Raw genomic sequence first — 13,518 nt, 5'->3', positions numbered from 1 at the left:
CAATAAAGATAACTTGTAAGCGCCCGTAACTATTATTTAAGGATAGAATGGTTTTGTAGGAATTTCTTTTTATAACGTTCGCTTATAGTAACTTGCGCGCCAGAGTTTAAATAAACGGTGTTTTCGGATAAGTTAAGCGTTTTAATTTCGTTTAAATTTACCAGGATTTTTCTATGTATTTGGATAAACTTTTTTTGAAGAAGGATGTCTTTTATTTTTGTTAGTGAGAGCCTGACCAGATATTTTTCTTTTTCGCTATATAGCATACAGTAGATTTCTTCAACTTCTACATATTCAATATCGTCGATGATGACTTTAAGTATTTTTCCTTGATTCTTTATAAAAATATAATCTGGGGTTAAAATGTCTTCTTTGTTTAATCCCTGCTTGTTTTCTTGCTGGAAATGTTTCTCAATAGCAAGCTCTATAGAATACTGTAACTCTATAGCGTTAAATGGTTTTAAAAGATATGTAAATGGTAAGGTAAGTTTGGCTTGCTCAAAAATAGTCCTGCTTTGTGTTGCTGTAAGAAATAAAAATGGAATAGGCGATTTTAACGATTGTATATGCTTGGCAAGTTCAATGCCTTCGGGTTTACCATTTATACTTATATCTAGAATTGCAAAATCGAAATTTGAAGATTCTAAAACATTTTTAGCCTTTTGCAGGCTATTAACCGTTGTAATACTGTAATTTTCAGATAAATGATTAATAATCTGTTGCATGTCATTAATACTATCTTCCAATAGGAGTATATGTAGGGGTTTCATTTTAGATTTTTTTAATAGGTACTCCTAAGGTAATTATTATTCCTTTATCATCGCTATTTTTTATCTGAAATGTACCGTTATTCTTTAGGGTTAATACTTTGCTTAGGAGTAATCCGAGACCAAGACCTTTGGAGCGATCAATCTTTTCTATGGTTAATGTTTCATAGTTGTTAATGGTTTTCAAAATTTCGGGAGGCATACCAGCGCCAGTGTCTTTAATTATGATAAAACATGCTTTATCGGAGGTTGAGGTCTCTATGGTTATTTTGCCATCTTCTGGTGTGAACTTAATAGCGTTGTCTATTAAATTTCTGAAAGTAATTTTAAACAGCTCCTGATCTAAAAATACTTGGGTGCCGGAATCTTTATTAAGGAATGTTAATTCAATATTCTTATTTAAGGCCAGGGGTTTGTAGTCAAACAAAACAGATTCGATCAAGATATCTATGGCATGAAATTGAGGAGAAAACAATAGCTGATCGTTCTGTTCTAATGCCCAATTGAGAATATTGTTTAATAGATGAGAGGTGTTTTTCGAAATGGTTATGTTTGCGCTGTTAAGCTTTAATGCTTCTTGAATATTGTTGTTACTTAAGGCGCGATTTAGGGTTTCGTTATTGTAATTAATTGAATTAACGGGCGATCTTAAATCGTGAGAAACCACAGAAAATAAATAGTTTTTTGTGTTATTTAATTTTTCTAATTGTTGTTTTTGTGTTGTTATTATTTCATTCTGTCGTGTTTTAATTCTATAGAAATAGAGTAGTAGACCCAATAAAGAAAGCAGTACGATACTGCCGCCTAAAAACCAGTTGTTCTGCTTTTTTTGGAATTTAACGTGCTCTTTTTGTATTTGTACTTCTTTTTCTTTTAAGGTTACAATTTGTTGCTTGTCTTTTTCAAGCAATAGTGAAATCTTATTTTTATTCCATATAGAATCCTTCCAAGCCATGCTTTGTTCTAAATATTCAAGGCTTTTTTTGTAATTGTTTCTGTGTTTTTCAACTATAGCCATATTTTCGGAGGCAGCTTGTTTAGCCTCTAAATCAGTATGGATTTGGCTTAAATTGTACGCTTCTTCAAATAAGGCTATAGCTTGATTGTCTTTATGCTGTTCATAATATGCGTTTCCAAGGTCTAGTTTTGCATGTAGCAAACCTAATGTGTCATTATCGAGTTTGGCTATTTCTACCTCCTTTTTTAAATAATCTTCTGCTTTTTTAAAATTATTCAAATGTAGGTAGCATATCCCTATATTATGATAAATTATTTTTAGTTTAGCATTGCTCTTAATTTTATGGTAATTAAGCGCCTTTCTGTAATAATTTAATGATTTTTCAAATTTATTAGATCTTAATGCAGTAATACCTAAGTTATAGTAGACCAGATGCTGAAAAGGAAATTCAGAGCTAATATTATTAAGCTTGTCTTCTGCTATAGAATAGAATCCCTTTTTAGAGGCACTTACTCCATATATAAAATTTGAAAAATCATTAATCTCAGTTTCTTTATCGAAGAAAGATGCTTTGCTGCTATAGATATAAGCTGAGTCTGTTTTTTTGTTAAAATAAAATTCATGGGCTTTATGAAAGGTTGCAAATTTTCCTTTACAAATACGTTCAATAGAGCTTTTTAATTCTATATCATCAATATTACTCTGCGAAAACAGGTTTATTGGAATCAACAAAAAAACGAGCCATTTCATTTTTCTTGTCTGATGGTAGTAACTGTTCCTCTGGACGTTCTTGGGTCTAAATCGTTATTTCTTACAAAAATAGCTTCGGCTTCAACACCAGATTCGGGAGTCGTTATCGAATAATCAAACGATATTTTATACAAAATAAAAACACTTGGATTAGGTTCTTGCGCTTCGTAAACTACTTCAAAACTTCTGCAAGGTATGCCAGGAGGGTGAGAGGTAATAGGGGTTGAGATATTTAATAGCCCGTCATATCTTACCCATATATTTTCATTGACTTTAAAAGCGCTGTTCATGCTTTGGATCACTTTTAACGTTGCTGGCAAATGAGTAAAAATGTTTACGTTGAATTCGTTGTTGCTTTTTTCTATAACACTAGCTGTGGGTTCGGAAATAGCGTTTAAAGTATCAACATCTAATTTTAACTGTTCGAAAGAAATGGAGTTGATTTCTATTCCCCCAATTTGTTGTGGTAAACTCATGATTAATTTTGTTTTTAGATTTTAGGGTTTATGTATACTTTTCTTTAAAAGTACGGAAAGTTAATACTTATAAGCAAAATAGCCTTAAATCTTGTCAGGATTTTCATGGACACAGTGTTTTTAAAGGGTTAATCTAGAATTTAAAATAGATAATGCTAATAAAATATTTGAAAATAGGGTAGCTAAAGTAAGTATGATAAGACCAATAATTAAAAATAAAAGGCTAGCTCTGGCTTTGTCCGTAGCATTCTATTTTATAATTCTTTAGACATTGCAATAAATTCAAAATGTTCTTTTCCGATTTGAAAATCGTGATTGCCAATTTCTACAAATTCATTTTTTTTATAAAAATTTATTGCGTGCTCATTACTGTTAAGCACAGACAACCAAATTTTTTCAAATTGCAAATCCTTTGCTTTTTTCAGAAGTATATTTTGTAATCTAAATCCGATTTTCATCGATAAAAAGTCTTTTAAGACATATATTTTTTGAAGCTGGCAGCTATGTTCTGAATTCATGAAATCTGATTTCGAATTCAGCTTTAGCTTCGCATATCCAACTGGTAATCGATTAACAAAGGCAATCCAAAAAATGTTATTTGGTTTTGTAAAACTGTTTTCTATTTTTTCAACGGAAAATGTTGAGTTATGGTAATTCAATAGGTCTTGCTTGTCTCGAAACAAATGTCCGAAAGTCTCGGTAAAAGTAATTCTGCCAAGAAGAGCGATAAATTTGGCATCTTTTTTATTCGCTAATCTGATTTCTATTTTATCCATCAATGGTTTTCAATATTGTGGACACATTTGTGTATGGTTGGTTATCGAATTTTTTAATCAATCTCTAAAGTAACAACATCATAATGAATTCTGTTAAAGGGTTCTGCCGCAATATGTCATACAACATGTTGGCAGTGGTTTTTAATTCAAATATTTTATTATTATTCCCAATTGTCCTAAGTGGTAAATGTCATGGTGGAGCATTCCGTTTAATAAAAAGCGGTATTTATAAATTCCTTTAAAATCCGTGTCGTAATATGTTTCGTTAAGAAACTCGTCATTTTTTTCCTTTAACAAGTCTATTAATTCAGACAGACTATTGTCGTATTCCGATTTTATTTTAGTCCAGCCCTTTACTTTTAATTTTTCATTTGTTAACCAATTTTCTTCGCAGTCGTCTGTTTTGCTTCCTTTTCCAGTTTTGATTTTTAAGATGGCTTCGTTTCTCCATAGAGTTAGATGCGAAATGATTTCAGCAATGCTGTGTAAATCTTTAATGGGACTTATAAAAACTAAATGATCGTCAATGCTATTTAATTTGCTTTTGTACGAACTGCCTATCCATATTTTTCCGCTCTGAATTTCGGTTAGTTGTTCAATGATGTGATTGATTAAGGTGTTCATCGAATAAGAGTAAACGTTCCTGCAATAAGCTATTGTAAGTATTATTTCGATTTACAAGATACAAAAAGCGAAACGTTTGTATTTGCTGTTACTCAAAGCAGTCTATGTGTATCTCTTAATTCTGTGTAAAAAGAAGCTTGCCAAAACTTTGAGGGTCATGTACGTCTCTATTTTCTAATAGAGGGAATAAAGTGTAGGTTGTATGTTGTTCGCTCTTCATTTTGTTCCGATCCTGACGTAATAATTGCATGCGCCAAGTCTGGGCGGGATTAAAAGTATTGGTTAAACCATTGGTATGAAAAGCGGAAATTGGAATGGCAATTTCCATCGTCCATCCAGAATCAATATCAGAATTATTATTAATGGTACCATTTACCTTAATTTCAACTTCAATTTCCGGATTATATGCTTTTACCGAAACAAACCCAGCTTTACCCATGCCATTAATGAATATAAAATCGTTAGCCGCTTTGTATAGGTTTACCTCAAATCCGAAGTGCATGTTCAATGGGTTTGGATCTGGGATAAGAAATACTTCAGCACAATCATCCAGAAAGGGCATCCCATCTCTATTGACTTCACGAGCTGTAAGATATTTATCTTGACATTCAAAAAAAATAAATAGTTTACTATCATCCCAGCTTATTTTAGCTTTTGTTTGTTGTCCTTCTTCCTTGGTGTCATTATCATAAAAGTTAGATAATATGAGCGGTGCTGCATCATTCCAGACAGGTTCATTTGCATACCCATCAACAGTTATACTCGATTTTGCTTTATAAGCTTTATGGTGTTTATTGGTCTGTGAATGAACACAGGCAAACATAATTAAGGAAAGAAGTAGTGAAGGATATTTCATGAGTTTATTTATTACTTCAAAAATACCTAAAAATAAAAAATCCCGTAAACAAAATGTTTCGGGATTTTTGTGTGGTACCTCCAGGAATCGAACCAGGGACACAAGGATTTTCAGTCCTTTGCTCTACCAACTGAGCTAAGGTACCTCGCCAAAGCGGTTGCAAATATATATCCATTTTTGCTATTCCCCAAACGAAATTTATAAAAAATCAGTCAGATTTATTTATTTTTATAAGGAATGGCTTTAACTAGTTTATAATTAACATTATAGATTTATAAAGGATAATATTAAAACTCGTTTTGTAAATTTAAGCTTTTTTTGAAAAATATGAACTTAATAATAGACGTAGGCAATTCTTTTGTAAAACTTGCAGTTTTTGAGAAAAGTAAGCTTAAGCATAAAGAGGTAGTAGAATTAAAACTTATTTTAGAAACTACAAATGTTTTAAAAGAGAAGTATCCGGCTATAAAAAGGGCTATTATTTCTTCGGTAGGGAATTTAAGCGAATCGGTAGTTAATACCATTGGCAAATCTTTCGATGTTATGATTTTAGATAGCGAGGTGAAATTACCGTTTAAAAACCTTTATGCTACACCTAACACTTTGGGAGTAGATAGAATAGCATTGGTTTGTGCTTCGGTTGAACAGTTTCCTAATAACAATGTCCTTATAATAGATGCAGGAACTTGTATTACTTACGATTTCGTAACATTAAAAAACGAATATAAAGGAGGGGCTATTTCTCCCGGTATTCGTATGCGTTATAAATCATTAAGTAATTTAACCGCTAATTTACCGTTATTAGATTCAGAAATCCCGAAAAGTATTACAGGAGATTCTACGAATGAATCTATACACTCTGGAGTAGTAAATGGCATTTTAAAAGAAATAGATGGCGTTATTGAGGAATATAATCGATTATATTCAGATTTAACAGTAATTTTAACAGGAGGCGACGCTAATTTTTTGTCAAAACAATTAAAAAGTAGCATATTTGCGAATTCTAATTTTCTTTTAGAGGGATTGAATTTTATTTTACAATTTAACTCAAACGAATGATAAAAAAGCTTGTATTAGTTTTCGTTGCAGTCTTTGCAATTCACAGTTACGGTCAAGAAGGAACGGCTTCGCCATATTCATTTTACGGAATAGGAAGTCTTAAGTTTAAAGGAACCGTAGAGAATAGGAGCATGGGGGGGATAAGTGTTTTTAACGACAGTATTCACATTAATTTACGAAACCCCGCTTCTTTTGCAGGAAAAAACATGGAAGTTTTTAATAATGAAGCCAGGCCGGTAAAATTTACAGTAGGAGGAAGCCATTCTAGTATAAGTTTAAAAAGTGATTCAGGAACAGATCAAACATCATCAACCACTTTCGATTATTTAGCTTTATCTATACCCATGGGTAAGTTTGGCTTTGGCTTTGGGTTATTGCCTTACACATCGGTAGGGTATAAATTAGAGGCATCAAACGATAACGGAGAAGTTGAAAGTAGATTTCGTGGAGAAGGAGGTCTTAATAAGGCGTTTCTTGGATTAGGTTATCAAATAACGGATGGATTAAGCATAGGGGTTGACGCCCATTATAATTTTGGGAATATTCAAAACAGCGCCATCTTATTTTCGTTCGACAGTGATGGACAACCTCTTCAAAATTATTCGCAAGAAAATAACAGATCCGATTTAAGTGGTTTAAATTTCAACTTAGGGTTAACTTATAGAAGAATGTTAACCGATAAACTACAATTGTCTTCTGCCGTAACATATACTCCAGAGAGTAAAATAGTATCTAAAAACCAAAGATCTATATCGACTATTAACTCTGGTACAAATAGAGGCTCGACTATAAATGTAGATTTAGAAGCTGATGGACTATTGGAAACCGATTTAACATTGCCATCAAAATTTTCAATAGGTGCGGGAATAGGAAAACCAAGAAGTTGGTTTGTTGGAGCAGAATATACTTCTCAAAAAATGAGCAATTTTTCAAATGAACTATATACTAATAGTGCAGTTTCCCAAGTATACGAAGATGCTTCAACTTTTTCTTTAGGAGGATTTTATATTCCACAATACGATTCTTATACGAGCTACCTTAAAAGAACTGTTTTTAGAGCAGGATTACGCTATGAAAAAACAGGATTAAATATTGAAAATGAATCAATAAATGAGTTTGGCATATCTTTTGGAGTAGGTTTACCAGTTGGGAATTTTTTATCAAATGCTAATTTAGGTGTTGAGGTAGGTAGGAGAGGGACTACGAACAATGGCTTGATTCAAGAAAATTTTGTTAATTTCCAGATAAGTTTATCTCTGAACGACAGATGGTTTCAGAAAAGAAAATATGACTAACAAGCATAAAATTATTATTATGAGAACGAAAATTACATTTTTATTTACGTTATTATTAGTTGGCTTAAATGTTGGTTATGCGCAACAAGATGAAGAGTGCATGACTAAGCTTTCTATTTTTCACGAATATGTGAAAGCTAAAAATTATGACGCGGCTTATGAGCCATGGATGTTGGTGAGAAATAAATGTCCTAAATTCAATAATGCTATTTACATTGATGGTGAGAAGATTTTAAATCATAAAATTAAAAACGCCACAGACGTAAAGAAAATAAATTACATTAATGATTTATTGAAGCTTTGGGAACAAAGAGGAATGTACTTTGCCAGTAAAACCAAAAAAGGAGAGTACGCTGCAAAAGCTTGTCAATTAATGTACGACAACAGAAAAATATTAAATAAATCAAAAGAAGAGCTTTACGAGTGTTTTGACAATGCTTATAAATTAGATAAGGTTACTTTTACAAACCCTAAAAGTTTATATACGTATTTCTCTTTAATGGTTGATTTGTATGATGCAAAAAAGAAACCAGCTAAAGATTTATTTAATAAATACGATGATGTAGTAGAGAAAGTAGAAGAAGAAGTTAAAAACTATTCTGAAAAACTTAATAAGCTTATCGAGAAAGAAGATACTGGTACTGCGTTAACTAAAAAAGAAGGTAAGTATAAGAAATTTTATGAAAGCTACTTAAAAGCTTACGATCAAATTTCTGGAAGTATCGACCAAAAATTGGGTGATAGAGCGAATTGTGAAAACTTAATTCCTTTATACAATAAAGATTTCGAAGAGTATAAAAACGACGCGCTTTGGTTAAAACGTGCGGTAAGCAGAATGTATCACAAAGAGTGTACAGACGATCCTTTGTATGAGAAGTTAGTAAAGTCTTATGACCAAACGGCACCATCTGCAGATACTAAATACTTCGTAGGAACTATTTTATTTAAAAATCACAAAGAAAATGAGGCTATAAAGTATTTTCAACAAGCTTTCGATTTAGAAACAGAACGCTTTAAAAAGGCGAAATTGGCTAACAGAATCGGACTTATTCTTAAAAAGAAGAGAAGGTATGGTAAAGCTAGAAATTACTTTAGACAAGCATTGAGGTTAAACCCTTCAAATGGACGTCCTTATTTATCTATTGCGGCTATGTACGCAGCTAGTGCTAACAACTGTGGATCTACTAACTTCGACAAAAGAGCTGTATATTGGTTAGCAGCAGAAGAGGCAAGAAAAGCTGCCCGTGTAGATCCTACACAAAAGAAAAACTCTTCTAAATCTGTTGCTAATTATTTAGCTAAAGCACCAAATAAAGCAGAGATATTTAGTTCAGGTAGATCAGGACAAGTTATTAAAATAGCTTGTTGGATTGGAGCTTCGGTTACAGTGCCAAAAATCTAATGAACAAAACACATATATATAATAGTTTATTAAGCATAGTCATAGTATTATTTACTATGACTATGTTTTTTTCATGTGCCGATAACTTTAAACGAGTTCAAAAAATTGGTGTTTCGGAAAATGAACCGATAGGAGTTGCCGAAAACATAAATTTAAAACATACAGACTCGGGTAGGGTTGATTTGAATCTATTAGGGACTAAGATGTTCGATTTTTCGAATAGAGATTTTCCTTTTTACGAGTTTACAGACGGTGTTACGCTGTATGTATATGATGAGGAAAACAGAAAAAGTATCATTGTTTCTGATTATGCGATTGTATATGACAAAACAGGGCTTATAGATTTGCAAGACAGTGTTGTTATTACGACTCATGACGGCAATATTTTAAAAACGGAACAGTTATATTTTGATCGAAATAAAGAATGGGTATTTACGAATGTGCCTGTTACGTTTAAAACAGAGCAAGATATCATTAATGGCAATGGTTTCGACTCTAATAAAAATTTCACAAATGCCGAAGTACTTGAGGTAACTGGCATTATTTCACTTGACGATTAACACTTTCTCTTTTTCGATTTTACTATCTTTGTTTTAAATAATCAACGATTCATAATTTATGAAGTATTCTAAGATTTTTCAATATGCCTATTTGGTTTTTGCCGTACTATTTATTTACGATGCTATTGCAAAGTATATGAGTTTAGGTGAAATTGCATACCCTTCAATATTACTTGCGGCCTTGGCGGTTTTTATGTTTTTCTTTAGAAGTAGGTTTAGAAAAAAGTTTGAAAATAAAGATAATTCAAACTAATGAGCCTTTATGCCATTATTATAATTGCATCATTAATTCTTTCGGCCTTTTTCTCGGGCATGGAGATTGCTTATGTGTCTTCAAATAAAATTCATATTGAAATTGAAAAAAAACAAGACGGTATATTTGCCACAGTTTTAAGAAGACTTACGGCTAAACCTTCAAAGTTTATAGCTACAATGCTTATAGGAAACAACATTGCATTGGTTATTTATGGGTTTTTTATGGGCGATCTATTGGTTAATTGGTTTAAAACAATCTTACCAACATCATATAGCTTTTTAAACTATATGTTAACCGATTTAAGCTTGCTCTCACAAACATTAATATCGACATTTATTATTTTAATTACAGCAGAGTTTTTGCCTAAGGTGTTTTTTCAGATTTACTCAAACACATTAATTAAAATTCTGGCTATTCCGGCGTATGTATTTTATGTCCTGTTTTCTTTGATTTCAGACTTCGTTATTTGGATTTCGGACTTTGTACTTAAACACTTTTTTAAAACTGAAGGCGACCAGATACAGTTAGCATTTACAAAAGTAGAATTGGGTAATTATATAAGTGAACAGATGGAATCTGTAGAAGAGCATGATGAGGTTGATACAGAAATTCAGATTTTTCAAAATGCATTAGAATTCTCCGAAGTTAAAGCCAGAGAGGTTATGGTGCCACGTACAGAAATTATAGCTGTAGAAATTAACGACTCTATTAAATCGCTTAATACGATGTTTACAGAAACAGGGTGTACCAAAATACTAGTCTACAAAGAGACGATGGATGATATTTTAGGCTATGTGCATTCTTTTGAATTGTTTAAAAAGCCCAAAAGTATTAAATCTATGATGCTGCCTGTGGAGTTTGTGCCGGAAACTGTACTTATAAAAGATGTATTGGGCGTGCTTACAAAAAAACGAAGAAGTATAGCTGTTGTTTTAGATGAATATGGGGGCACATCAGGTATAATGACGGTAGAGGATATTGTAGAGGAACTGTTTGGTGAAATAGAAGACGAACATGATACAGTAGACTTAATTGAAGAAGTTATAGACGATAATACATATAAATTCTCAGCACGTTTAGAAGTTGACTACATTAATGAAAACTACAAGATAAACCTGCCCGAAAGCGAGAACTACGAAACACTTGGAGGGCTTATTGTTAACCATACCGAAGAGATTCCAGCTCAAAATGATGTAGTAAAGATCGGTACCTTTCAATTTGAAATTTTAGAAGTCTCCAATACTAAAATTGATATGGTAAAGCTTAAACAGTTGGAAGAAGATTGATTTTTAAAATAATGGCTCAATTGCATTTAATTATAAGTGTCGTTCAAATTGTCGCTTTTAAGCTCTTAATTAGCATCTTATCGAAGTATATTTTACCAAAAAAAGGAATCTAAAACTAAATAACGAATAAGTTTAAATGGCTTATTTCAATCTGTAATTGATATAATACAATTAATGCGCCTTTACGCTTTTATTATTAAATAGAAAATGGTATTTTCGCGCACGATATTTTGTCAATTATCACTAAATTGACAACCAAGATGAAAAGCTAAATCCCAACAGGGGTTTTAAAAATTTAAATTACAGATGGCAGTTTTAAATAAGATTAGACAACGTTCACTATTTTTAATATTAATAATAGCATTAGCGTTATTTTCTTTTGTATTAGCAGATTTATTTAAAAACAGTGATGCGCTTACTTCGAAATCACAAAATATAGTTGCTACTATAAATGGTAAAGACATTACACGAGAAGACTTTATGCAAAAGGTAGAGGTGGCACAAAGACAAGCAGGTCCCAATGCAACGAATACCCAAGTAATGAACAGAGTGTGGGAGCAGGAGGTTAGACGAATTGTAATGCAAACGCAATACGATGAACTAGGCATTTCTGTAGAAAAAGATCAAATGAGAGATTTGTTAAAAACGTCTTTGGCTTCAAGCCCAGAGTTTTTAAACGAAGCAGGTCTTTTCGATGAGAATAAATTAAACGAGTACATTGCTAATTTAAAAGAAACTTCAGCACAGGCCTATGCTAGCTGGATTGATTATGAGAAATCGGTTGCATCTCGTGGGTTACAGCAAAACTATTTCAACTTGGTTAAAGCTGGATTAACCGGTACTTTGGCAGAAGGAGAGTTGGAGCATAAATTAGAAGGAAATAAAGTAGATATTAAATATGTACAAGTAGCTTATGCCTCTATTAATGATAGTTTGGTAGAAGTTTCTAAATCAGATATCTCAGGCTATATCAATAAAAATAAGAAAGCATACAAAGTTGATGCTTCTAGAGATATTAAATTTGTACAGTTTAATGAAGTAGCATCTGTAGAAGATGAAAATGCTATTAAAGCTGATCTTAATGTTTATTTAAATGGTCGTTTTGTTGATGAAAACGGAAGAACAGATACAATTTTACCTTTTTCGAAAGTTAAGAATGACGAAGATTATATTAACTCGTATTCAGATATAAAATTCGACAAGCGTTTTGTATTTAAATCAAGTTTGCCAGCTGCAGTTGCAGATACAATTTACAAGCTCGATGCAGGTGGTGTTTATGGACCTTATAAAGATAACGGTAGCTTTAAAATCACTAAGGTTGTAGCTGTAAAACAAATACCAGATTCTGTAAAAGTAAGACACATTTTAATACCTTTTACAGGAGCACGAAGTGCTGCTCCAGAAGTTACTCAAACAGAAGCAGAGGCTAAAACAACAGCTGATAGTTTATTAACTGTTATTAAAGCAAACCGTTCTAAGTTCCCAGAATTAGTAAAAGAATTTTCTTCAGATAAAGGAAGTATCGAAAAAGAAGGACGTTACGATTGGCATCCTTATAATACAATGGTTCCAGAATTTAATGATTTTGAATTTGAAGGAAAAACAGGAGACTTAGGTATTGTTAAAACAATCTTCGGATTTCATATTATAGAAATTGAAGGACAAAAAGATAAAAGCAAAGCCATACAAGTTGGTACAATTGCAAGAAAGATAGAACCATCTGAAGATACTACAGCAGAAATATTTAGAAATGCATCTAATTTTGAAATTAATGCGGGCAAAGGAGATTTTGAAGCTTTAGCAAAAGAAGGTAAACTTAATGTACGTCCAGTAAATGGAATTAAAGTTTTAGATGAAAACATACCTGGCGTTGGAAACCAAAGACCAATAGTACGTTGGGCTTTTGAAGAAGATGCTGAAATAGGTGATGTAAAACGTTTCAACGTTCCTAACGGTTATGTAGTCGCGCAATTGGTTGCAAAACACAAAGAAGGATTAATGTCTGTTGATGATGCTTCAGCTAAGGTATTACCTATTATCAGAAAAGAGAAAAAGGCTAAAATGATTAGAGATAGAGTGTCTGCTAAAACTCTTGAAGACTTAGCAGCAGCAGAAAGCACAACGGTAAGAACTGCTTCTGCTATAAACATGAAAAGTCCAACTATTTCTGGAGCAGGTAGAGAGCCTTTAGTAGTAGGTGCTGCTTTCGGATTAAAGGAAGGAAATACTTCAAAATTAATTGATGGAGAAAATGGTGTTTACATGATTCAAGTAACAAAAATAACACCAGCTGTAAAATTAGATAGTTATCAGGCTGCGGCCAATAGAGTAGAGCAACAAAAAGCAACAGTTGTTAATTCTAAACTATACAATGCCTTGAAAGAAACGGCCGAAATAGAGGATAATAGAGCTAAAACACAAGTTCAATAAGAACTTAGAAATAATAATAACAT

13 protein-coding genes and 1 tRNA gene are annotated in these 13,518 nt (G+C 32.4%); 7 read left to right on the top strand and 7 right to left on the bottom strand.

Features of this window, described 5'->3' with window-relative positions; all coding sequences use genetic code 11:
* Positions 1-32 precede the first annotated feature (32 nt).
* From C1H87_RS07685 to C1H87_RS07655, 7 genes are all read right to left on the bottom strand, one after another.
* On the bottom strand, positions 33-770 hold the full coding sequence (locus C1H87_RS07685) for a LytR/AlgR family response regulator transcription factor (protein WP_102755253.1): 738 nt from the start codon (positions 768-770) through the stop codon (positions 33-35).
* Position 771: 1 nt separating this feature from the next.
* Positions 772-2,475 carry a tetratricopeptide repeat-containing sensor histidine kinase gene (locus tag C1H87_RS07680; protein ID WP_102755252.1) on the bottom strand — a complete coding sequence of 568 codons (1,704 nt, stop codon included), beginning with the start codon at positions 2,473-2,475 and terminating at the stop codon, positions 772-774.
* Positions 2,472-2,951 (bottom strand): hypothetical protein, encoded by a 480-nt coding sequence (locus tag C1H87_RS07675; RefSeq protein ID WP_102755251.1) that lies wholly within the window; start codon positions 2,949-2,951, stop codon positions 2,472-2,474. Before C1H87_RS07675 ends, C1H87_RS07680 begins: the two co-directional genes overlap by 4 nt.
* 254 nt (positions 2,952-3,205) lie before the next feature.
* Positions 3,206-3,727, bottom strand: coding sequence for a GNAT family N-acetyltransferase (locus tag C1H87_RS07670; RefSeq protein ID WP_102755250.1), 522 nt, complete (start codon positions 3,725-3,727; stop codon positions 3,206-3,208).
* Positions 3,728-3,868: 141 nt separating this feature from the next.
* On the bottom strand, positions 3,869-4,351 hold the full coding sequence (locus C1H87_RS07665; RefSeq protein ID WP_102755249.1) for a DinB family protein: 483 nt from the start codon (positions 4,349-4,351) through the stop codon (positions 3,869-3,871).
* Between the two features lie 115 nt (positions 4,352-4,466).
* On the bottom strand, positions 4,467-5,207 hold the full coding sequence (locus C1H87_RS07660) for a carbohydrate-binding family 9-like protein (RefSeq protein ID WP_102755248.1): 741 nt from the start codon (positions 5,205-5,207) through the stop codon (positions 4,467-4,469).
* 72 nt (positions 5,208-5,279) lie between these two features.
* Positions 5,280-5,352: transfer RNA gene (locus C1H87_RS07655), tRNA-Phe, on the bottom strand.
* Positions 5,353-5,534: 182 nt separating this feature from the next.
* On the opposite strand from C1H87_RS07655, the gene C1H87_RS07650 reads away from it, so the two are divergent.
* The 7 genes from C1H87_RS07650 (at position 5,535) to C1H87_RS07620 (ending at position 13,495) form a co-directional block, all read left to right on the top strand.
* Complete coding sequence (locus C1H87_RS07650; protein ID WP_102755247.1) at positions 5,535-6,266, top strand: type III pantothenate kinase; 732 nt, start codon at positions 5,535-5,537, stop codon at positions 6,264-6,266.
* A complete protein-coding gene (locus C1H87_RS07645; RefSeq protein ID WP_102755246.1) occupies positions 6,263-7,561 on the top strand; it encodes an outer membrane protein transport protein in 1,299 nt (432 codons plus the stop codon). The genes C1H87_RS07650 and C1H87_RS07645 overlap by 4 nt, the downstream gene beginning before the upstream one ends.
* A 19-nt stretch (positions 7,562-7,580) precedes the next feature.
* Entirely contained in the window at positions 7,581-8,963 is a 1,383-nt protein-coding gene (locus C1H87_RS07640) for a tetratricopeptide repeat protein (RefSeq protein WP_233783387.1), read from the top strand.
* Positions 8,963-9,523 carry an LPS export ABC transporter periplasmic protein LptC gene (lptC, locus tag C1H87_RS07635; protein WP_102755244.1) on the top strand — a complete coding sequence of 187 codons (561 nt, stop codon included), beginning with the start codon at positions 8,963-8,965 and terminating at the stop codon, positions 9,521-9,523. Before C1H87_RS07640 ends, lptC begins: the two co-directional genes overlap by 1 nt.
* 58 nt (positions 9,524-9,581) lie before the next feature.
* A complete protein-coding gene (locus tag C1H87_RS07630) occupies positions 9,582-9,776 on the top strand; it encodes a hypothetical protein (RefSeq protein ID WP_102755243.1) in 195 nt (64 codons plus the stop codon).
* Positions 9,776-11,065, top strand: a complete 1,290-nt coding sequence (locus C1H87_RS07625) for a hemolysin family protein (RefSeq protein WP_102755242.1) — start codon at positions 9,776-9,778, stop codon at positions 11,063-11,065. Before C1H87_RS07630 ends, C1H87_RS07625 begins: the two co-directional genes overlap by 1 nt.
* 306 nt (positions 11,066-11,371) lie before the next feature.
* The gene (locus tag C1H87_RS07620; RefSeq protein ID WP_102755241.1) at positions 11,372-13,495 is read left to right on the top strand and encodes a peptidylprolyl isomerase; all 2,124 of its coding nucleotides are present in this window, start codon (positions 11,372-11,374) and stop codon (positions 13,493-13,495) included.
* Positions 13,496-13,518: the final 23 nt, after the last annotated feature.

Source organism: Flavivirga eckloniae (assembly GCF_002886045.1).
GTDB lineage: Bacteria > Bacteroidota > Bacteroidia > Flavobacteriales > Flavobacteriaceae > Flavivirga > Flavivirga eckloniae.
Note: the sequence above shows the minus strand (reverse complement) of the source record. Positions and strands in the feature narration are given on the sequence as shown.

Excerpts from the sequence above, each read along its gene's own strand:
- C1H87_RS07650 (WP_102755247.1), top strand. The coding sequence starts at position 5,535 with ATGAACTTAATAATAGACGTAGGCAATTCTTTTGTAAAACTTGCAGTT.
- C1H87_RS07630 (WP_102755243.1), top strand. The coding sequence starts at position 9,582 with ATGAAGTATTCTAAGATTTTTCAATATGCCTATTTGGTTTTTGCCGTA.
- C1H87_RS07625 (WP_102755242.1), top strand. The coding sequence starts at position 9,776 with ATGAGCCTTTATGCCATTATTATAATTGCATCATTAATTCTTTCGGCC.
- C1H87_RS07660 (WP_102755248.1), bottom strand. The coding sequence starts at position 5,207 with ATGAAATATCCTTCACTACTTCTTTCCTTAATTATGTTTGCCTGTGTT.
- C1H87_RS07640 (WP_233783387.1), top strand. The coding sequence starts at position 7,581 with ATGAGAACGAAAATTACATTTTTATTTACGTTATTATTAGTTGGCTTA.
- C1H87_RS07675 (WP_102755251.1), bottom strand. The coding sequence starts at position 2,951 with ATGAGTTTACCACAACAAATTGGGGGAATAGAAATCAACTCCATTTCT.
- C1H87_RS07685 (WP_102755253.1), bottom strand. The coding sequence starts at position 770 with ATGAAACCCCTACATATACTCCTATTGGAAGATAGTATTAATGACATG.
- C1H87_RS07680 (WP_102755252.1), bottom strand. The coding sequence starts at position 2,475 with ATGAAATGGCTCGTTTTTTTGTTGATTCCAATAAACCTGTTTTCGCAG.
- C1H87_RS07670 (WP_102755250.1), bottom strand. The coding sequence starts at position 3,727 with ATGGATAAAATAGAAATCAGATTAGCGAATAAAAAAGATGCCAAATTT.
- lptC (WP_102755244.1), top strand. The coding sequence starts at position 8,963 with ATGAACAAAACACATATATATAATAGTTTATTAAGCATAGTCATAGTA.
- C1H87_RS07620 (WP_102755241.1), top strand. The coding sequence starts at position 11,372 with ATGGCAGTTTTAAATAAGATTAGACAACGTTCACTATTTTTAATATTA.
- C1H87_RS07665 (WP_102755249.1), bottom strand. The coding sequence starts at position 4,351 with ATGAACACCTTAATCAATCACATCATTGAACAACTAACCGAAATTCAG.
- C1H87_RS07645 (WP_102755246.1), top strand. The coding sequence starts at position 6,263 with ATGATAAAAAAGCTTGTATTAGTTTTCGTTGCAGTCTTTGCAATTCAC.